This window comes from Polynucleobacter sp. MWH-P3-07-1, assembly GCF_018687555.1.
Lineage (GTDB): Bacteria > Pseudomonadota > Gammaproteobacteria > Burkholderiales > Burkholderiaceae > Polynucleobacter.
Map to the genome: position 1 here is coordinate 556670 of NZ_CP061296.1, position 19286 is coordinate 575955.

A 19286-nucleotide genomic window follows, 5' to 3' on the forward strand; every position below is an offset into this window, starting at 1 on the left:
CAAAATTCTGATTACTGTTTTGATCGTTTAACCGTCATTGGGCAGGTTGTTCTGAACAATTCTGTTTTAATGAAGATGGGTTTTCCAGTTGCGGCATCAACCCCAATTCGGGTAACCCCATCACTTAAAGAATAATCAGCTGTGTTGTAGAGCAATTGCTCTTTTGTTCTTTGCAAATTGGGATATTCAATTTCTCTATAGCAATTAAGTACCAAGCCATCTTTGACGCAACTCCTCTCAGACATTTGATTGGCATCAATCTCGTAGTGTCGCTTCTGTTGAGTTGTGCGGATGATAGATCCGGAGTCTGATATTTCGGTGTAGGTGCCTTCACAGTCGAGTGAAAAGCTAGTTTGCGAGCCCTTTGAGCAAGCAAGCAATAAAAAGACGGATAACAGTAAATATTTTTTCATCTCAGCCCCTAGTCTGATTGGGTCAAACGGATATTGATTATTCTTTTTGTAATCATATCTTAGACGAGCCCGAGATGAATATCTAGGCTAGGATGCTATATATGCAGGAATAGAAAAGGGATACTTTCGTATCCCTCTGTTCTATATAGCTAATTTGGTTGCGGGGGCAGGATTTGAACCTACGACCTTCGGGTTATGAGCCCGAGAAAGTGGCTCTTTTCAAGTCCTTATAAAACCTCAAATCCCCAGTAAGTATAAGCCTAAACCAAATAAATACATGGCTTATAGGTTATTCCGAATTATTCCCCAATTTTCCCAAATGTTGCTAGAATTTGCCTACACAGTGCCTACACAGCCAAAAAGGTCTAAATTCGATGGAAACCACCCTTAAATTCACTAGAGCCAACATCAAAGGACTTATCTGGCGAGAAGGCACTAAGCAGACCCTTTATTGGGATACCGAGCAAAAGGGGCTTGGTTTGAGGGTTACCAGAAGCAAGCAAGCCTTCATCTATGAACAGCGATTGCATGGCAAAACCATTCGCCTTTCTTTCAAGAATGAACTAGACCTTGATTTGGCTAGGGCATGGGCTACTGAGCAGAGGGCTGAATTTAATAAAGGCAATGACCCTAGAGACATCCTCAAGGAAAAAGAAATCCTTGGACATGAGAAAAGGGCAAAAGCCAAGGTTCAGGCAGATAGAGAAAAGGTCTTGGTCAAAGATGCTTGGGATGATTACATCAAACATCAAAAGTCACTTATGCCACTAAAGGGTTTGGCTAAAGGTAAGAAGTGGGGCGAGAGGCATCTTCAAGACCACCTCAATATGACTCAGGAAGGTGGCATCCCTCACAAGAGGGGGAAAGGGGTCACAGTCCAAGGAGTTCTATATCCATTACTGCAATTAAAGCTGTCTGAAATAACTCCAGAAGTCTTGAAGGATTGGCTCAACACAGAAAGAACCACCAGACCTAACAATGCAAGGCAAGGCTTTCAAATGTTTAGAACTTTTTGGAATTGGTGTGCCAAGGATAAAAATTACAAAGACATTGTGAATAAGGATGCAGTAGCCGAAGATAGTCTCTTGGCTATCCTACCCAGCAAAAACAGCAAGAAGGATGGCGATGTCTTGCGAAAAAATAATATTGCCGACTGGTTTAAGGCAGTTCAAAAAATATCCAATAAGGTTATCTCTGTATATCTCCAATGCCTATTGATTACAGGGGCTAGAAGGGGCGAATTGATTGCCCTTAAATGGGCTGATGTGGACTTCAAAGCCAAGACAGTTTGGCTAAAGGACAAGATTAAGACTGAGGGTCGCTATATTCCATTAAACCGATACATGGAGCAGTTGATTGACTCACTACCAAGGCGAAATGAGTTTGTATTCAGTAGCCTAGAGGCGAAAGATGGATTCATTACCGAGCCAAGAATTGCTCACAATCAAGCCATAAATCTGGCTGGCATCCCCCACTTATCTATTCATGGTCTAAGAAGGTCTTTTGCATCTTTATTTATTTGGGCTGAACAACCTGATGGTGCTGGGGCTAGGATTCAAGGTCATGCTCCACAAAGTATTAGAGATAAGCATTACTTGGAGATTCCAATTGAGTTGCTTGCGAAGTGGCATGATGGTTATGTGAATTGGCTTTTAACTGAGGCTGGTATTCCTTTGCCAACAGAAGTATTACAAGAAGTTAAGCAAACTTAATAAATTATTTTTGAAATAAACATGACCAGACATTGAAAAACTGGAATAGTTGTTTACAATTAACCCATGGCATGAAGTGATATGCCTACATAAGATAAAAGTTTCATCGAAGTAGCACTTCTTTAAGTGCCTTCACACAACAAGACAAGACTAGATTCCCCCATGTGGCGAGGAATCAACTGCTTTATGTGTGGAGTAAATGATGAACACAGAAATTCCAGATGGTTTGCGAAAAATTGCCAATGGTAGAGATTTGCTATTGGCGACAGAGGTCGGACTGGTAACCAATACCCAAGTCCAGACAATTAGAAAGAAGATTTGCCAGACAGGCTCTTTTCATGGTGCAAAGCCAGTAAAGATAGGCGGTAGATTGCAGTTTGCAGTTGAAGATATTGCAAAGTTGCTAAGAGGGGAATCACTATGAGACCCCAAATAAAAAAGCCTAGTGGCGGACTAGGCTTAGTTACTACAACTAACAGTCTCAATTTTAAAGCAAAACTCAAACAAGTAGTAGTGCAATTGGCTTGCTATGGATTGATTCCATTGTGCCTAGCTGACTGGTTAATTTCAGTCGGAGGTTTGAGTGATGAATAACTTCCAAGATTTCATTCGGTCTCATGGGTTTGAACCAAAGTCTGAAATTCATGCTGGCAAATTCATTCGATTTGGTCGCAACAATTCAGTCTCAGCAAAATTATTTGATGATGGTCTTGCTGGCTATCTGCATGATTGGCGAACCAATGAGAAATTCTTTTGGTTTGCAGACCAAGATTCAGCCAACCCAAGTGATTATGCAAAGCGAAAGCAAGAATCAGAAAGGCTTAAACAAGCCCATGATGCGAAACAAAGAATCGCTTATGCCAATGCTTCAAAAGAGGCAGTAGAACTCTTTAGCAAGGCTTTAAATGCCCCTGAGAGTCATCCCTACTTGGTTAAGAAGAAGGTTAAGCCTTATGGAATAAAAGCACTTGATGGATATTTGTTGATTCCTGTTTATTCAGTCTTAGGCGACTTTCAATCTATTCAATTCATTGATGCGAATGGTGGCAAGAAGTTTCTAAGGGGTGGACAGATGCAAGGTGGATGTCACTTTATTGGTGAGATTCGGCAAGGCAAGCCCATTTACATATGCGAGGGATATGCAACTTCTGCCTCTGTTTATGAAGATACCCAATGCCTAACTATTGTGGCTTTCAATGCTGGCAACTTAATTAAGGTCGCAACCGAATTAAGAAAGCAACTTCCACAAGTCCAGATTGTGATTGCTGGAGATGCTGATTCTGTTGGTAGGGAATATGCAGAAAAGGCATCCAAGGCAGTCAATGGCTCAACCCTAATTCCAGAGTTCGGTGAAAACCCACAAGGCTTTACCGATTGGAATGATTACTTCTCTCATGGGGTGACTTTATGAGCCAACTTGAAAAATTACTGGAGCAAAAAGTTGTTTTTCTAAACAGCGACCCATTTAAAGGACTTTTATCCATGGAAGTTACTGAAGAAATTATTCAAAACATTGCCGATGCCAAGTTTGCATGGCGACAACTCATCCCTGAAGGGCATATGGTGGTTATTTGCAGCAAAGCCAATGGGGGTAAAACCACCTTAATGGTTCATATTGCTGGAGAGATGGCAAAGGCTGGTTACAGGGTTATGTATATCAATGCCGATGCCTCAGCCAGTGATATTAAGGATTACAAGTTTCATGCGATGGAATATGGATATAGCCTCATCAATCCAGACCTAACCAATGGGACTGCCGAAAAGGTCACAGAGGAATTGCGACAAATATCACTTGCTGAAGGCGACTTCTCAAAAGTGGTCATTGTCTTGGACACCCTAAAGAAATTTGGGGACATGATGAATAAGACCAAATCTAAGCAATTTAATTCTCTGTTAAGAACATTGACTGCCAAAGGCATCACAGTTATTTGCTTGGCTCATACCAATAAGCATGATGACAAAGAGGGCAAGCCAATATTTGAAGGCACGGGCGACCTTAGGAATGATTTTGATGAGTTGATTTACCTCATCTCTGTTAGAAATCCTGATGGGACTATTACAGTCTCCACCCTCAAAGATAAAACTAGGGCTGATATTCGAGATGAAAGTTTCTTGATTACTTCAGATAGAGAGGTTAAGAGGCTTGACCACCATGTTGATACCTTGGCAATCAATGAGTATCAAAAGAACCTAGCAGATGACCAACAAGTGATTAAGTTCATCTTGGAGCATATAACCCCTATATCCAAGACTGCTACTGAGTTGCGAACCATTGCAATAGATAACAAGGTTGGCTTTAGTCGAAGTCGCATTGATGCAGTTCTTAGAAGATATTGTGCTGGCAAGTCTCCAGACCCAAAGTGGACAGCAAGCCCAGCCTCAACTATTGGCTTTAAGTATGGAGTCATTGACCCAGACTATGCAGAGCAGTTGCGGAAAGAGTGGGGGGTCTAAAAACATGGAACTTCTACAACTTCTAAAACCTCTAAAACTTCTAAAACTATCAGTAGATATAAGGAAGTTTCATAAGTTTCAGGACTTTCAATACTTTCATAAGTTACTGAATATTTATGTTTTGACTACACCCCCATCCATTCAATCACTAATGGCTTGGAAGTTAAAAGACAGGCTAGAAACTAAAAAATATTGGGGCAGTTTCTTAAGCAAGTCGGCTACCAATCTTCTGCAAATGTCCAATTCAAGGAAAAATCATGCGATATAAAACACCCATCGAAATTAGAAAAGCACTCAACATTAGAGTCAAAACCAAGTTAGCTGAAATTCCAGCCGATATGAGAAAGCCTATCCCCAAAGCTGATTGGGTTGATGACCCAAAAGCCTTTAATAAGTTGAAATTTGTAGAAGAAACAATGAATTTCATTGATAGGGTCTATGGTTTTGAACTTCCATCCCACCAATATCAAGTCTATTTCTTGGCTTGTGAGATGCAAACCTACTGCGATGCTATAGCTGGCTTTATTGATGCTGGCTCTGAGATAGTGGTCAATGGCAAGAAGAATCCTTGGCTAAAGGTTGCAGATATAGCAACTCAGAACATTATCAAGTTAAGCAGAGAGCTTGGCTTGACCCCAGCAAGCAGACTGCCAACTACAACCATTCAAATGCCTGAAAAGTCGGTATTCGACATCCTGCCATTCCCATATACAAAAAAAGATAAGACCTAATTAACCCAAGTCCTTGAGCCTTTCTGGGACTTAAATTTAAAGGATTGTTTTATGAAATTAACTCACCTAGAAGAAGTAAGCCTGATGAGAAGAAGTTGTGCCATTCATGGCATTACTGTTGCTGAACTCAAAAGGTTATTGGAATCGAAAAGTAAGGCTGACTCTGCCAAGGCTGATGCAGTAGCCAAGACAAATGCTCAACTCAAATCCATGCAGATGCTTAAAAAGACTGAGATTCGGTCTGACAAGCAATCGAGAACCATAGTCAAAGCCTTATCTAGCAAATTAAATCCTTATGAGGAGTTTGTTGCTCAGACCAAAAGCCCAGAGGAGGTTAAGAAGTATGGATGGGTTAAATCCATTTTTGAAAAAGGGAAGGCAACTCAAGCCGAATCAATAGCCTTGCTAACCCAATCTTGCATCTCATCAATGAAACAACTTGACCCCTATCAAGTTCAAAGAGTTCATCTGCATTGTGATGAGGGAATTAAGAGGGTGGCATTGAACTTCAGCAAAAGGTTCAACTTACTTTAATAACTAGTGCTTGCCTGATGTGCTTTTAGGTTTTTTTGATATTCCTTACCTAAAAAGCCCAAGTGAGTGATTCACAAGGGCAATCGGGCAATAATAACTAATTGGAGAAATTATGAATAAGCAAGAATTTGAAACATTGAAAAAGATTTTTAGTGCTGGTGAATTTGATGGTGTGAAAGTCAATGTAGTGAACACCCCCAGATTCTATGTAAAGGTTGGTGCAAATAATGAAATGTGGCTTGATGGTAAGCATGGTCTGGCTAATAGTCGAGACAACAATAGAGACTGGGTTCTTAAAAAGCTAAAAGCTGCCCTGACTACTTCTCATCACCTTGGCGAATCGTTTGCTTGGGTATGTGCCGACAGGGTTACTTCAGAAACAGAAAATGGTTCTTTGCAACTTGTATTGGGTCACTATGGCGTGGATGAATATAGTGGGACTCTAAAGACTAAAAGGCTTGCAACTCTAGTCGCATTAAATGAGGGCTCTATTGAAAGCGTTGAGGCAACCATTGGGCTTAATCAAAGCCAGAACAATCGACTGGTATTTAATCTGGCTGGTAGTGAAGCTTGCTCTACCAAGACAGGCTACGACAGGGTGAAGAGGGGTAGGTTTGCAATTGTGTATCTCAACTCCAATACTGGTGATTATTGGGCTGAGAAAACCGAGGCTTGCAAAAAGGAATATGCACCTTTAGCCCATCTAAAGGCTTCCGATATATCGGATGAGGATTTGGTTAGGGCAATGGGTTTTGCACCTAGCTCTGAAATCTATCGGGTTTGATTTGTAGACCAAGGGGGGGAGACCCCCTTATTCCAATACTTGTTTTTCAGTTGCCATGATTAGTTTTGATGGCTTGATATTTAGTGCTGATGCAAGTTTGAAAACTACTGAAATTGATGGCTGATTTCTGCCTAATTCAATGAGGCTGACATAGTTTCTTTCAATTCCAGCCTCAAAAGCTAACTCCTCTTGGGTAAAGCCTGCCTTTTTTCGGAATTCCCTCAGGGAAATACCAAAAGCCGTAGTGGGGGAGGATGGTTTATTTTTGCCCAACATAATGGGCAAACTTTGACTTAGTTGATACACTAAGTCTTCACAATATATTGTGAATTAAAGAATTCATTATTAATTAGCCAAGGTTTTCAATATGAAAAAACTTATCTGTTTATTTCTGCTTGCATTGACTATTGGTTGTGCGACTACAGAGCAGAGAATGATGGAGTATCTGACTAGATACAGTAATGAGAATCTTGCCAAAGCCGAAGCAGGGCAAATTCAATGGAGCGATTACTACCAAGGGATGTTAGAAAAGGTTCAAAGACTTCCCGATACTGTCCCAAGCAAATCATTCATGGTGACTACATATTCAGAGGGCATCGTGATGGCTAAGCAGTATGAGTCTGGAAAAATGAGTAAGGCTGATTTTTATACTTGGCGACAAAATGCCAATCAACAAGGAAAAGATAAAGGCTCTCAGATGGCTAGATTTCAAGCTGAGTGCCAGTATGAGGCAGTATCCAGAGCCAATCCAAATAGTTCGGTTGAATACAACGGAGCGAATGTAAATAGACAGTTCAGTTCTGCAATTGTTGGTGGGATTGAGGTGGGTATGCGACAGAATGAAATTTTTAATCTTTGCATTAACTCAAAGATGAAGGCTCTTGATAATGAGGCAAGTGTATCTAAATCAACGGCAAGCTCCAATACTGCAAGCATGGAGCAAGCAAAGGGGAAGTGTATTGAATTAGGATTTAAAGCTGGCACTGAGTCTTTTGGTCAATGTGTTTTAAAGATGGCGAAATGAAATTCAAGCCCTCCTTAATCGGCCTATATATTCTGCTTATGCCAACCCTCTTTCTTGGCAATGCAAATGCCGACTGGAAAAAAGAGACCTCAACCAATTTCAAGGGTGAGAAAAATACCTTCTTAGTTAAAAAGGCAGGCAATGGGGCTGAGATTTGGATTGACCCCCAGCAAGAGCAGATTGTCTTTCGGCATAGAGGAATGGTGCTGAATTCGTTAAAGGGCATTAAGGTCGATGGTAAATACTTTGAGGACTATGTAGGCTCTCAGGGCGACAAAATGGACACCTTAGTGTTTTGTGGTCGTTCTTATATGCCTGATTGCTACGATGCCATCCTAGGGGCTAAAAAAATTGAACTTCAGACCGACTACTTTAGGCGAGGTGAAATTGTGAATACTTTCTTTATAAAGTAACAATATTCCCAAAAAATGCCTACACTGTGCCTACACAATGCCCAAAAATCAAAAAAGGCTTCCAAGTCGATTAACCTAGAAGCCTTATGAATACTGGTTGCGGGGGCAGGATTTGAACCTACGACCTTCGGGTTATGAGACCTGTTATAAATGAAATTCAAATCAATAGAAATCAACCCTGTAATTCCATAAATAACTGATTTATCTGATTATTTTTGAAATAACTGGAATATTTGTATTCCCGTGAATTCCTAAGTTACTCCAATATAAGGTTACTATAGGGTTACTTTTTGGAGTTTAGTATGGCTAATTGGGAAAATTTCACTGCAGGACGAGTAGCAGCATTTGCCTGCCCTGAAGGGAGGGCTGATTGTTTTTATTGGGATGGGAAGGTTCCATCACTGGGAGTGAAGGTTTATGCCTCGGGTCGGAAGTCATTCATCTTTCAAACCAAAGCTTCAGGCAGAACTATCCGCATAACTATTGGCGATGTTCGAGTCTGGTCGATCGGTAAGGCGCAGGCTGAAGCAACTAAATTAAAAACGCTCACGGATCAAGGTTTGGACCCTAGAGAGTTAAATAAAACTAAAAATGCCGAATCAGCTTCAAAGCGTGCCCACGAGAAAGCTAAGACGTTGTTGGTCCAGGATGCTTGGGGGGTGTATTTGGCCTATCAAAAGGACAAAATGTCACGCCCTCACATAGAGCGAGGAAAAAAGTGGGGAGAGCGCCACCTCCAGGATCACGAGAGACTATCCCAAAAAGGTGGTGAATTAAAGATTAGAGGCAAAGGATTAACCAAGCAAGGTGTCCTCTATCCGATTCTGTCTATGAAGATGGGGGATATATCTGCCGATGTTTTGGTGCATTGGCAACAACAAGAGGCAAAGGAGAGGGCGAATAAGGCTCGTCAGGGCTTCGAGATGTTCCGTACTTTTTGGCGGTGGTGCGCCCAAAATCCCGAATACAAGCTCATCATTGATGCTGATGCTATTGATGCTCGGGCTTTGCGTGATGAGGTACCAAGCCGAAAGAGCAGGCGAAATGATTCGCTTGAGCGGGGGCATTTAGCTTTATGGTTTCAGGTTGTTTGTAGTCTTGAGAGCCGAAACTTTAAGAGAGGTGAGGTCGAGCGCCAATCAGGTGGAGCAAGAAATCAAAATAATCAGATTGCTAAAACTTATCTCCAAGCCCTTCTCCTTACCGGTGCGAGAAGAGAGGAAATGGCGCCTTTACGCTGGGAGGATGTCTCCTTTGAGCGTAACTCTTTATGGATTAAAGATAAGGTCGAAGGTGATAATAAGGAGGCGGGAGAGGGTCGTAGGATTCCTCTTACTCCCTACCTCAAGACATTACTGATGGCTTTACCAAAGCGTAATAAATACGTCTTTAGTTCACTCGGTTCGAATTGTGGATATATTACTGAGCCATCAAGTACACACAACCGCGCTCTAGATAAGGCCATAGCAATCTCAGCTGATTTTCCTCGGGTAACCGTGCACGGACTTAGGAGATCATTTATTTCTTTAAGTGAGTGGGTGGAAATTCCTGTGGGGGTTATTGCGCAGATTGTGGGGCATAAACCAAGCGGAACAGCAGAACGACACTATAAGCACCGTCCTCTGGAGTTGCTTGAGGCTTGGCACTCGAAATATGAGAGTTGGTTACTTAAAGAGGCAGGCATTGAATTTAAAAATAATTTAGTTGCGTTGAATGAAATAGGGTCAATTAATAGCGTCGCAATAGATTGAGAAATCCGTAAGAGTAATATTTTCCTAAAAGCGATCCCAGGGAATGCTTAACTTTTCTAGGCCGAATGATTGAGTTCATACTTCAGGCTTGAGCTACAGTCCCTCTACTGAATAAATACTGTCATCCCGTCCTATTCCGGATGGCTAGATGGCAATATCTTAGTAGATCACTAAATTTGGGATTTGAACGAGCGTTGATTGGTAGTGATTGGGATTTCTTTTAATTCACTCGATTAAATATTCTATCCAGCAATATCCCAAAATTGGTATAGCATGCCCCCAAATTTGACCCCCTATTTTTTTTGAATTGCTGGGTAATTGACATTGCTCGGTCTTTTATTGGCAAGACTAAGAATCGAGTGGCAGTAATGGCCATATTGCATTTGGGTCTAATAAAACTAACAATCTTGTATCAATGGTGGGTTCAGCTTTGTACGCACAAGACACTTTTTCGCAACCCCCTTACAACCCCGATGAATAGTCGCAAAGTCGTGGCCACGCTTTTTACGACCGTCTAGAGCCCCTCAATTTCATCATAAAAGATAGGCGATCAAATTATTTTAAGAAATAGTGCAAATTAAATTAAAGTTTTTGGAAATTATGCCGTTAAGGAGAGTATGGAGCTAGGTAAAACTAGCTCCCAAACTTTCATAAACGGGATTGGATAATAAAAAAATGAATCAAGTCATTGGCGATAAAAAAGCAGCCCTATTAACTAAAGGCAACAGTGCTGCTAGCAATTTAACAGCTCCAGAAACGCAAGAGAAGGACTTAGAGTTACCCGAGTTGCTAACTACAAGTAATGCAGCAAAATATCTCAATCGAGCTCCCCAAACTCTTCGAAAGTGGGCGTGCCTCGGAATTGGTCCAATTCAGCCAATTAGAATTTTTGGACGCTTATCTTGGAGAAGATCTGACTTGCTCGCGCTGCTTGGGGGGAACCATGGGGGCTGATGTTAACGAGAGATCCTACAAAAAAGATAAATTCTCGAAGCATAAGCAGAAAAAAAGGACAGATCCGTTCGTCATGATCGGCTCAGAAATATTGAATTCGAGCGCCTACAAGGACTTAAGTTATTCGGGCCGATCAATGTTGGTTGAGTTATTGCATTTCTATTCTGGCACGAATAACGGACAAATTTGGATTGCGCCAACCATGCTTGATGAGAGAGGGTTTTCAAAAAATACGGCCACGCGAGCGCTTAAGGAATTGCGTGTCCATGGATTTATATATATGACAAAACGCGGCGGAAATCTGCGTGGGGGGTGTTCTTGGTTTGCATTAACTTGGCGCCCCATTGACAGGTCTGATGGGCAACATCTAGAAAACTATAGACCTAATGCTTATTTGAAATGGGCTAAAAGTCCAGAAAATCAAATCGGCATTAATGGGAGTAGTGGGTGTATCAAGTAGAGATTTTAGTTGTTTGACTCTGTCGTTGTGGTCTAAGTTACTACTCGCTGATGTCGTTATGGATTACTGCATTTAGAGCGCCGCTTTGGAGTCGATGCAGCATCATCATTTTGAGAGCAAAATTAAATGAATTATTTGGATATGAACTACGAACAAGCAAAAGAGAAAGAAGTATTTTCAATTAACTCGGAAAATAAAATTGAAGTTTGCAGCTTCAAAGACTACTTAATTAACCTGATGCAGGGAAGAAATAGTTTAGTTCCTGTGGTGGAGATAAATGACGATACTTGGTTAGAAGTCAATTATTTTGACGAAAGCAATGATCTCTATAAGGCTCCTGCCCTTTTTATGTGCGCAGACCAAGCAAAAATGAAGGCATTGCAAATTGAGGGAGCCGGCAGTGTTCCCCCTCAAATAACGAAAGTTAGTCGAGTATCCGAATATGACGGCGAGGAACTTATTCTTATAGATATTGAGGAGAAGTTATTTAATTACTTTTCAAATATTTGTAACGCAGAATATTGGGACGAACCTGGATTTTTAAGGTGCACTGAGACAAGAGAAGAGCAATATTCGATGATGCAAGTAGCTTATGCAGAGGATGATTTGCATTACCAAGATTTCATACAAAAAAATAATAGACATCGTAAGAATGCATTCATCCTAGCTTTAATATTAGCTATACAGGCGCCAGATGAAGAAAGAGCTAATCGTGCCGTCGATTTAGCTGAGCAACTAGCGATTGAGTTGTCTACGGCTGAAGTTGAATCAGGAAAGAGCGAAGCCCTTTTGCGCCTAGAAGCCGATGACTGGCCAAAGCTTAGTTAAAAACTAAGGATGGCGACTGAAGGTACTCAGCGCCATCTGACTGCTTTTCAGTTAATTGCAGTCCTTCAAATTAGTCCTTTTAGGGGCTCGTAAAGGTCAAAATTCGGCCAATAAGAGGCGGTAGTGTCACCTCTTTTTTACTTCACGGGTAGCGATAATTTATTTAAGATCCCGCAGTGTGCTGAGTCCTGATTCGCATGACATTGTTTTCTGAGCAGCTTTAATTGTCGCTCAAGTTGGCGTAGCTCATTAATTCGATTGCTTACACCTTCAATATGGGCATCAAGCAATTCATTTACTGCATCACAGTTTTCATCGGGCAAATCTTTTAAGCGAAGTAATTGACGAATTTCACTTAAGGTCATGTCCAGCGAGCGGCAGTGGCGAATAAATGTAAGGCGTTGCAGGTGCTGATCCCCGTAGATTCGGAAGTTACCCTCAGATCGAGCCGGTTTTGCTAACAAACCCTCTTGCTCATAAAACCGAATAGTTTCCACTTGAGTGCCTGTGGCTGTTGCTAGTTCACCAATTCTCATTTGACCTCCAAGTTTTTACATTTTTATTCTAATCCCTTGACTCTATAGTTACTATAGGGTGTTAAATGTTCTATGTCTTCATCATTTAGGTTTCCGCTATGAGCGAATGCAATACCTCCTGTAGTTGTTCTACATCAACCCCTGTGACAAAGGCTTCTGAGATACGGAGCAAGAATAAGGCCATCTATCGCATTGAAAATATGGACTGCCCAACTGAAGAGGCGCTTATTCGCAAAAAGCTAGTTAGTGTAAGCGGCATTGAGTCGCTGGACTTTAACTTAATGCAAAGGATACTCACGGTTGGTCACAATCTCAACTCACTTGACGCTATCGAGTCCGCTTTGGGTTCAATTGGAATGCAGGCGGTGCTACAAAGTGGTCAGACTTCTACAAAGGACAGCTCGATTGAGCCTATACCTAAAACAAATTGGTGGCCATTGGCTGTTGCAGGTATCACTGCAACCTTGGCTGAAATCATGGAATTGCTGCAACTTGGTAATCAGTGGATTGTCATTGCTCTAGTAATCGCCTCAATTGCTTCAGGTGGCCTGACCACCTATAAAAAGGGCTGGATTGCATTAAAGAATGGCAATCTCAATATCAATGCCTTAATGTCAATTGCAGTCACAGGCGCGATGGCGATTGGAAGTTGGCCAGAAGCCGCCATGGTGATGTTCTTATTTACTCTAGCTGAAGTAATTGAAGCCAAGTCATTAGATCGTGCTCGTAATGCGATTCGTGGCTTATTAGACCTCACCCCTGAAACCGCAACCGTTCAGCAAGCCGATGGCTCTTGGGTGCTAACGGATGTAAAGGCTATTGCTTTAGGTGCTTTAGTTCGAGTGCGTCCTGGAGAGCGAATAGCTTTAGACGGCATATTAATAAGTGGTAACTCGGCAGTAAATCAAGCGCCAATCACGGGTGAGAGCCTACCCGTCGATAAGATAGTTGGCGATGAGGTATTTGCAGGAACGATCAATCAGACAGGATCGTTCGAATACAAAGTTACTGCAGAAGCGACTCATTCAACGCTAGCTCGAATTATTCATGCAGTTGAAGCAGCGCAAGGAAGTCGTGCGCCCACCCAGCGTTTTGTTGATCAATTCGCCAAGATCTATACGCCAGCTGTTTTTTTGCTTGCGGTATTAGTCGCTGTTTTGCCTCCATTGTTAATGGCGCAGTCATGGCAAGAGTGGATCTATAAAGCATTAGTCATGTTAGTGATTGCCTGCCCTTGTGCTTTGGTGATCTCAACACCAGTAACGATTGTGAGTGGCTTAGCAGCCGCTGCAAGAAAAGGCATCTTAATTAAAGGAGGCGCTTTTTTAGAAGCAGGACGGAGCATGAAGGTCTTAGCAGTAGATAAGACAGGGACACTAACCTACGGGAAGCCTGCACAAACGGACTTTTTTGCATTAAGTAGCAATGACAAGCATATTCACGAAATTGCCATCAGTCTTGCAGCGCGATCTGATCATCCCGTATCTCTAGCAATTGCCCATGCTAATCAAGAGCAAAAGAATGATTTAAAGACTGTAGATAGCTTTGAGGCGATTCTGGGTCGCGGTGTCAAAGGCGTTATTGAGGGTAATTTGTATTACCTTGGCAATCATCGACTGATTGAAGAATTGGGTTTGTGCTCTGATGATATTGAGAATCGTTTATTACCACTAGAGCAGCAAGGCAAAACGGCCGTATTGCTTACCAACCAAACAGAGGTTTTAGCCATTATTGCGGTGGCCGATACTGTTAGAGAAACAAGCAAGCAGGCTATTGATGAGCTTCACCAATTAGGCGTGACTACCATCATGCTCACTGGTGACAATCAGCACACCGCTAAGGCAATAGGTAAACAGGTGGGTGTCGATGAGATTATGGGTAATTTATTGCCTGAAGATAAGCTCAAAATAATTGACAGTCGCCTAAAAAAGGATCCCAATGTAAAGGTAGGCATGGTTGGAGATGGCATTAATGATGCCCCCGCTTTAGCAAGAGCAAGTATTGGATTTGCGATGGGGGCGGCTGGAACCGATACTGCGATAGAGACTGCTGATGTTGCGCTAATGGATGATGATTTACGCAAGATTGCTACCTTTATTCGGCTATCCAAATCAACCGCTCTAATTCTGACTCAAAACATTGTTCTTGCTCTTGGCATTAAAGCTATTTTCCTTGTGCTTACCTTTACAGGGCAAGCCACGATGTGGATGGCGGTATTTGCGGATATGGGTGCGAGCTTGCTAGTAGTGGCAAATGGATTGCGGTTATTAAGAAGCTAGGTGTTAGTTCATATCAAGCAGTTAACTCAAGGAGTACTAAAATGAAAAAGCTAGGATGGGTTGCGATTTTAAGTTTAGGTGTTTTACTAAGTGCGCCCGTTTTGGCGCAAACAGCAGGGGCGGGCACTAAAGCCTCACAGACACAACAAAAAAATGTTGATGTAGCGGAGTTTGATAAGCAAGCCGCTCAAATTCAAGAGAACTTTAAAAAGATGCAACAGCAGATGGATCAGATCCGTGCAACTCAAGATCCGCAAGAAAGGCAAAAGCTGATGCAGGCTCACTGGAGCACAATGCAGGGCAACATGAATATGATGCAAGGCATGTGGGGTTCGGGAATGATGGGTTGTTGTGGTGGTAACGGCGGCATGATGGGTGGACACATGATGGGTTGGAATGGTATGGGCCCCTATTACTCTAAATTAACACCTGAGCAGTTAAAGCAACGCCAATACATGATGGATCAATACATGGGTATGCAGCAGAACATGATGAACCAAATGATGCAGCAGAACTATATGTGGATGGATCGGTCAAGGTAGTAACACACTAGGGGGATGAGTTACTGGACTTGTCCTCCAAGGTCTCCCTTGGGTCGGATTGAGCCTATCGCTCATTAAGCCGGCAACTGCCCGCTTTTAACGCATAAGCGGACAGTTTCCAGATGGCTCTCTAGGCTAATTCCAGCTTAGACGGTGTTTGCAACGATATGCGCTACAACATGGTCAATTTGCAGAGGGGAGGGGTTAACAAGAATGTATCGGTTTGGTATTAGTGGCGCTGAACCAGGGGCCTCCCAATTAATAATTAAATGACTACTCATCAAAATGAGTAAACGACCTACGAATAATCGAGCTGCTTGTTCGACACCTTTAGTATGGCTTTGAAGGATATCTTTCGAGCCAAAAAAGAATGCTTTTTGTTCCCACTGAACGATATAAGTGGAATAATTCCTAGACTTCATTATCTCGCCATCTATACGAGGTATAGCACGTCTGTAATTCATCCCAAATAATCCTAATTGACCCATCGATGAGTTTTTCTCAAGGTAGTGCATCACCCAGTCTGGATAGCCTTCGAGATTGACTTTGTTTTCAGCGTTGATTGTGGCTAAATAGTTAATAGCATTAGCAAACGATAAGAAGCTAGAGCCCTTACCATTTTTAGAATCGGCAAAATGTGCGCTCATTGGAGATGGAAGTATTCTACGTAACTGCCAAGAGCCATCGGTCGTAAGGCGGCTCAAACCAAGGAGGGTTTCATGTGGCAGAGAAAGTTGCGTTAGGGATGCAGTAGCACTTTGCCCATTAAGCATCAAATCATGGATTTTCTCCAAGTTATCAGCGCTAATGTGAAAACTATCTGATGCCTTTCTAATTAGTTCAGCAGACTGGGTTTGGTACCCATTACTCATTGGTGAGTGATCCTTGCATAGGCGCGCTATTAGAGGGGTGATGAAACATTTGTCATTTACATCCACTTTGCTTAGATGCAGGATGGGGGTTAGCTCTGCTAATGCATCCAGGATAAATTGCCCGAATGATTTTGACCTACCACTAATATTGCTGACTTCTAGTGATAGAAATTTGTCGCCAAACTTTTCAGTTTTAAATAAATCTATCTTTCGTTGACGGCGAGCCAGATAGCTTGGCCTTGCAGATGCAAATCCACCGCCATCCACAAATTGCGAATCAGGGCGAAACGAAAAGACTTCAACCCAAATTGATAGGTCACCCAATTGCACAACAAAATCACAGCTTAGAGGTTGTCTTGCATTGTTAAGTCGCTTATTAAATGGATAGGGCGCTTGGCAGGTAAAACTAGCTCCCTCTGGCAATAGTTCTGTGAGTAGGTTGGCCACGATGAGCTCGTATTTGGACCGGCAAGCATGTCCACCAGAGCTAATGGAGTATGCCGTCATAGGAAATAACTGAAGAATTTGATTCTTCCAGCCCTGGGATGTAATCCATTCATTGAGTTTGCTGGGTAATTTAGCAATACCATCAATGTTGTGCTTTTCAATGAACCCGCATACCTCCTTATAAGTCATGCCATGATAAATAGTTGGCTTGCCATCCGCAATTCCAGATTCAACATAAATTTGTTTTCTGGCATTCTCAATTTCACGCCATGTAGTATTTGGCATGTGCTTATTAAAAAACTCCTTCATCCTAGGATGTAATGAGGGATATTCTTTATTGAGATAACTAACATTAGGTGCAAGTTGATTATTCTCACTCTTGTACTGTGAAACTTTAGAAATTAACTCTCTAATAATGAGTTCACGGTATTCAACCAATGTGAGGTTGGACATATTGTTACTGCAATGGGGTAAGAATGAGGACATATTGTGTTCCTATATAAAGGGACTGCATTAAAAAACATAGAGTTAATACTTGGGTGGGATCTAGTTATCGATCCGTGGAGTCCTCCGAAGTTGCGGCTGCAATACGTATCAATGCAGCCTTCGTTTCTGGATCTTTAAGATTTTGAGAGAGTGACTGAGTCAAGATCATTGAGTCCAACCTTGTTCTAGCTTTTGCGATTAGGCTACGAAGGTCATCTAGAGCTCTTTTTTGGGTAGCTAAAGATGACTGGAGTGGGGGTAGTTCCTTAGTGGCGGTACTAATTGCAGCATCAAGCGCTGCCCACTCCTTGCGTTTAATATTCTCAAAATCAGACAGAATCGATTCTTTGGCCGCTAATTTTTTGTCGATTGACTCAGTCTCGCTATATAGCTCTTTCTGGTTCTTTCTCAATATAGAAACAGCTTGATCATGATGGGTACGAATTTGCACCTCAAGTTTCTTATAGTGCGCCTCTAAGCCATTAAAGATCGCAATGGCAGGCCCGAGGACAAAAACTAGGAGAAGCCAACCAGCGGCAAGTATTGATAGCGCAAGACAAGTCAACACGAATATTTTTAAGCCTAATATTGGCCCGGCTATCGTTGTATTGCCACTCGTAAAGCCCGCACGTTTTGCTGCAATACCTGTAGCCATGACTGAGCTAGGACAGACTGCTAGATATGCCTCACAAGCCTCTAGCTTGGCAACCTCAATCTCCATTTCTGCTCTATAGGCGCGGTCGCGTTCCAGTTGAAGTGTGAGGTATGAGTTTTTAAAGCGATCCTCAGTGTTAGACACCCCCTCGTTGAATCCCTGTTCGTAGGGTGTGAGTGGTTTTGGTGGGTGAGAAGATTGATCGCATCCAGTTAGCGATAGCATGGTTGCCAGCACTAGAGATGTTGTAATTACAGTTTGGATTTGTATACGCATATCAATTTCTCCAGAAGGTGTTTTGGGATTGAGAATGACTGGGCTTTAAGAGTCCAACGCCCTTGTTGGTTTTTGAACCAGAGTGGAACTGAGCCTGAGTTCATGGCCGCGGTATATCTATCGCAAATAGATTGGCGGTCAGTTAGTAATAAAAAACGATCCACTTTTTTATCGATTAGAGCAACGCAAACGTTGTAGATAAATTGGTCAAGAGATCTTCCAAATTTAGGCGTTAATTCAACCTCTAAACCAGTTCGAGTTCCATCCGCATGAATCCAAATGCAATCAGCAATTTTTGTATTTTCTTTGTGCGGCACGGTATTTAGGTGCTCGGGAATGTAATCAGAAATATTTCCGTCACGCAAATTTTCAAATGTGAAGTCTTGTGCAATTAAGTCATGACGTAATTTGTCTTGACGAATTTTTGCCGGGTCAACTAATTTAGAAATAATGGATTCATCAAGGCCACCTTGCTGTAAAAAATCTAAGCCCAATTTTGTGAGAGTGGTAATGAAGCGGGCGGTGCCTCTAACGTAACCACCACTGGCAGTTTTAGTTTTTTTAAGTAACCCCTTCTCGACTAGCTTTTGACAGACGCCTAGACGGGTCGCCCCTGAAACTTTGTCTATCAAAGATGGCGTGCTTACGCCCCAACGCAATACCCAGTAGCACATAGCAAACGCTCTCTTGCGGCTGTATTCCAGCGTAGTTAGCCCATTCAGTGCTTTGGTACGGCTAGCCAATAGCGCCATTTGATTTTCGCTGATGGCCTTGGCTCTATCTACCATAGTCTGACTCCGCAGCAGATTGAGTCGACGCTGCCACTTGGTAAGTCCTTAAGTCATCGAAATCAATTTTGGTTTGCTGATACCAGCTGTCGATAGCTGATGAAAAGCCATTCTTTAGGCTACTCGGTAGCCATAAAGGCCGGGTTTGGTGTCGATCTAATTGCATAAAGGCGCTCCAAGGTTTTATGTAAGAGTTTTCCAAAAGCAGATGCTTCGGAAATCACCCACCGATACTGTCTAGTGGATGCACTTCATAAAAATCCGGGAGGCCGGGTATTACTGCATATTTCTTATTTATGGCTTGGTGACCATAAATTTAAAAATTAGCCACATACTTACTTAACGGC

General features: G+C 42.2%; 21 protein-coding genes. 15 read left to right on the forward strand and 6 right to left on the reverse strand.

Annotation, left to right across the window (positions count from 1 at the left end; all coding sequences use genetic code 11):
- Positions 1-11: 11 nt before the first annotated feature.
- Positions 12-413 carry a hypothetical protein gene (locus ICU98_RS02960; RefSeq protein ID WP_215352683.1) on the reverse strand — a complete coding sequence of 134 codons (402 nt, stop codon included), beginning with the start codon at positions 411-413 and terminating at the stop codon, positions 12-14.
- Between the two features lie 374 nt (positions 414-787).
- On the opposite strand from ICU98_RS02960, the gene ICU98_RS02965 reads away from it, so the two are divergent.
- From ICU98_RS02965 to ICU98_RS03000, 8 genes are all read left to right on the forward strand, one after another.
- On the forward strand, positions 788-2125 hold the full coding sequence (locus tag ICU98_RS02965; RefSeq protein ID WP_215352684.1) for a tyrosine-type recombinase/integrase: 1338 nt from the start codon (positions 788-790) through the stop codon (positions 2123-2125).
- Between the two features lie 199 nt (positions 2126-2324).
- Complete coding sequence (locus tag ICU98_RS02970) at positions 2325-2549, forward strand: hypothetical protein (RefSeq protein WP_215352685.1); 225 nt, start codon at positions 2325-2327, stop codon at positions 2547-2549.
- Positions 2546-2719: a hypothetical protein gene (locus tag ICU98_RS02975; protein ID WP_215352686.1), complete on the forward strand. Its 174-nt coding sequence runs from the start codon at positions 2546-2548 to the stop codon at positions 2717-2719. Before ICU98_RS02970 ends, ICU98_RS02975 begins: the two co-directional genes overlap by 4 nt.
- The gene (locus tag ICU98_RS02980; RefSeq protein ID WP_215352687.1) at positions 2712-3536 is read left to right on the forward strand and encodes a toprim domain-containing protein; all 825 of its coding nucleotides are present in this window, start codon (positions 2712-2714) and stop codon (positions 3534-3536) included. The genes ICU98_RS02975 and ICU98_RS02980 overlap by 8 nt, the downstream gene beginning before the upstream one ends.
- Positions 3533-4579 (forward strand): AAA family ATPase, encoded by a 1047-nt coding sequence (locus tag ICU98_RS02985; RefSeq protein WP_215352689.1) that lies wholly within the window; start codon positions 3533-3535, stop codon positions 4577-4579. Before ICU98_RS02980 ends, ICU98_RS02985 begins: the two co-directional genes overlap by 4 nt.
- Positions 4580-4836: 257 nt before the next feature.
- Positions 4837-5310, forward strand: coding sequence for a P27 family phage terminase small subunit (locus ICU98_RS02990; protein ID WP_215308832.1), 474 nt, complete (start codon positions 4837-4839; stop codon positions 5308-5310).
- Positions 5311-5361: 51 nt separating this feature from the next.
- The gene (locus ICU98_RS02995) at positions 5362-5844 is read left to right on the forward strand and encodes a hypothetical protein (RefSeq protein ID WP_215352690.1); all 483 of its coding nucleotides are present in this window, start codon (positions 5362-5364) and stop codon (positions 5842-5844) included.
- A gap of 112 nt (positions 5845-5956) precedes the next feature.
- Entirely contained in the window at positions 5957-6628 is a 672-nt protein-coding gene (locus ICU98_RS03000; protein ID WP_215308836.1) for a hypothetical protein, read from the forward strand.
- Positions 6629-6655: 27 nt separating this feature from the next.
- Here ICU98_RS03000 and ICU98_RS03005 read toward each other — a convergent pair whose 3' ends face one another.
- Entirely contained in the window at positions 6656-6904 is a 249-nt protein-coding gene (locus ICU98_RS03005; protein WP_215308838.1) for a helix-turn-helix domain-containing protein, read from the reverse strand.
- A 91-nt stretch (positions 6905-6995) separates the two neighbouring features.
- On the opposite strand from ICU98_RS03005, the gene ICU98_RS03010 reads away from it, so the two are divergent.
- From ICU98_RS03010 to ICU98_RS03030, 5 genes are all read left to right on the forward strand, one after another.
- A complete protein-coding gene (locus ICU98_RS03010) occupies positions 6996-7652 on the forward strand; it encodes a hypothetical protein (protein ID WP_215308840.1) in 657 nt (218 codons plus the stop codon).
- A 38-nt stretch (positions 7653-7690) separates the two neighbouring features.
- Positions 7691-8065 carry a hypothetical protein gene (locus tag ICU98_RS03015; protein WP_215352692.1) on the forward strand — a complete coding sequence of 125 codons (375 nt, stop codon included), beginning with the start codon at positions 7691-7693 and terminating at the stop codon, positions 8063-8065.
- Positions 8066-8367: 302 nt separating this feature from the next.
- Complete coding sequence (locus tag ICU98_RS03020) at positions 8368-9816, forward strand: integrase family protein (protein ID WP_215352693.1); 1449 nt, start codon at positions 8368-8370, stop codon at positions 9814-9816.
- 802 nt (positions 9817-10618) lie between these two features.
- On the forward strand, positions 10619-11230 hold the full coding sequence (locus ICU98_RS03025; protein WP_215352694.1) for a hypothetical protein: 612 nt from the start codon (positions 10619-10621) through the stop codon (positions 11228-11230).
- Positions 11231-11371: 141 nt separating this feature from the next.
- A complete protein-coding gene (locus ICU98_RS03030; protein WP_215352695.1) occupies positions 11372-12058 on the forward strand; it encodes a hypothetical protein in 687 nt (228 codons plus the stop codon).
- A 137-nt stretch (positions 12059-12195) separates the two neighbouring features.
- Here the strand turns inward: ICU98_RS03030 and cadR are convergent, their stop codons facing one another.
- Positions 12196-12594, reverse strand: coding sequence for a Cd(II)/Pb(II)-responsive transcriptional regulator (gene cadR / locus ICU98_RS03035; protein ID WP_068949421.1), 399 nt, complete (start codon positions 12592-12594; stop codon positions 12196-12198).
- Positions 12595-12692: 98 nt separating this feature from the next.
- Between cadR and ICU98_RS03040 the strand changes: the two genes are divergently transcribed.
- The gene (locus ICU98_RS03040; protein ID WP_215340413.1) at positions 12693-14873 is read left to right on the forward strand and encodes a heavy metal translocating P-type ATPase; all 2181 of its coding nucleotides are present in this window, start codon (positions 12693-12695) and stop codon (positions 14871-14873) included.
- 41 nt (positions 14874-14914) lie between these two features.
- Positions 14915-15415 carry a hypothetical protein gene (locus ICU98_RS03045; protein ID WP_068949419.1) on the forward strand — a complete coding sequence of 167 codons (501 nt, stop codon included), beginning with the start codon at positions 14915-14917 and terminating at the stop codon, positions 15413-15415.
- Between the two features lie 146 nt (positions 15416-15561).
- On the opposite strand, the gene ICU98_RS03050 is transcribed toward ICU98_RS03045, so the two are convergent.
- From ICU98_RS03050 to ICU98_RS03060, 3 genes are all read right to left on the reverse strand, one after another.
- Complete coding sequence (locus ICU98_RS03050; protein WP_215352696.1) at positions 15562-17187, reverse strand: hypothetical protein; 1626 nt, start codon at positions 17185-17187, stop codon at positions 15562-15564.
- Between the two features lie 97 nt (positions 17188-17284).
- Complete coding sequence (locus ICU98_RS03055) at positions 17285-18151, reverse strand: hypothetical protein (RefSeq protein WP_215352697.1); 867 nt, start codon at positions 18149-18151, stop codon at positions 17285-17287.
- Positions 18127-18939, reverse strand: coding sequence for a hypothetical protein (locus tag ICU98_RS03060; protein WP_215352699.1), 813 nt, complete (start codon positions 18937-18939; stop codon positions 18127-18129). The genes ICU98_RS03055 and ICU98_RS03060 overlap by 25 nt, the downstream gene beginning before the upstream one ends.
- Positions 18940-19286: the final 347 nt, after the last annotated feature.

Coding starts and splice junctions, on each gene's coding strand:
- ICU98_RS02960 (WP_215352683.1), bottom strand. CDS start 413: ATGAAAAAATATTTACTGTTATCCGTCTTTTTATTGCTTGCTTGCTCA.
- ICU98_RS02965 (WP_215352684.1), top strand. CDS start 788: ATGGAAACCACCCTTAAATTCACTAGAGCCAACATCAAAGGACTTATC.
- ICU98_RS02970 (WP_215352685.1), top strand. CDS start 2,325: ATGATGAACACAGAAATTCCAGATGGTTTGCGAAAAATTGCCAATGGT.
- ICU98_RS02975 (WP_215352686.1), top strand. CDS start 2,546: ATGAGACCCCAAATAAAAAAGCCTAGTGGCGGACTAGGCTTAGTTACT.
- ICU98_RS02980 (WP_215352687.1), top strand. CDS start 2,712: ATGAATAACTTCCAAGATTTCATTCGGTCTCATGGGTTTGAACCAAAG.
- ICU98_RS02985 (WP_215352689.1), top strand. CDS start 3,533: ATGAGCCAACTTGAAAAATTACTGGAGCAAAAAGTTGTTTTTCTAAAC.
- ICU98_RS02990 (WP_215308832.1), top strand. CDS start 4,837: ATGCGATATAAAACACCCATCGAAATTAGAAAAGCACTCAACATTAGA.
- ICU98_RS02995 (WP_215352690.1), top strand. CDS start 5,362: ATGAAATTAACTCACCTAGAAGAAGTAAGCCTGATGAGAAGAAGTTGT.
- ICU98_RS03000 (WP_215308836.1), top strand. CDS start 5,957: ATGAATAAGCAAGAATTTGAAACATTGAAAAAGATTTTTAGTGCTGGT.
- ICU98_RS03005 (WP_215308838.1), bottom strand. CDS start 6,904: ATGTTGGGCAAAAATAAACCATCCTCCCCCACTACGGCTTTTGGTATT.
- ICU98_RS03010 (WP_215308840.1), top strand. CDS start 6,996: ATGAAAAAACTTATCTGTTTATTTCTGCTTGCATTGACTATTGGTTGT.
- ICU98_RS03015 (WP_215352692.1), top strand. CDS start 7,691: ATGCCAACCCTCTTTCTTGGCAATGCAAATGCCGACTGGAAAAAAGAG.
- ICU98_RS03020 (WP_215352693.1), top strand. CDS start 8,368: ATGGCTAATTGGGAAAATTTCACTGCAGGACGAGTAGCAGCATTTGCC.
- ICU98_RS03025 (WP_215352694.1), top strand. CDS start 10,619: ATGCAGCAAAATATCTCAATCGAGCTCCCCAAACTCTTCGAAAGTGGG.
- ICU98_RS03030 (WP_215352695.1), top strand. CDS start 11,372: ATGAACTACGAACAAGCAAAAGAGAAAGAAGTATTTTCAATTAACTCG.
- cadR (WP_068949421.1), bottom strand. CDS start 12,594: ATGAGAATTGGTGAACTAGCAACAGCCACAGGCACTCAAGTGGAAACT.
- ICU98_RS03040 (WP_215340413.1), top strand. CDS start 12,693: ATGAGCGAATGCAATACCTCCTGTAGTTGTTCTACATCAACCCCTGTG.
- ICU98_RS03045 (WP_068949419.1), top strand. CDS start 14,915: ATGAAAAAGCTAGGATGGGTTGCGATTTTAAGTTTAGGTGTTTTACTA.
- ICU98_RS03050 (WP_215352696.1), bottom strand. CDS start 17,187: ATGTCCAACCTCACATTGGTTGAATACCGTGAACTCATTATTAGAGAG.
- ICU98_RS03055 (WP_215352697.1), bottom strand. CDS start 18,151: ATGCGTATACAAATCCAAACTGTAATTACAACATCTCTAGTGCTGGCA.
- ICU98_RS03060 (WP_215352699.1), bottom strand. CDS start 18,939: ATGGTAGATAGAGCCAAGGCCATCAGCGAAAATCAAATGGCGCTATTG.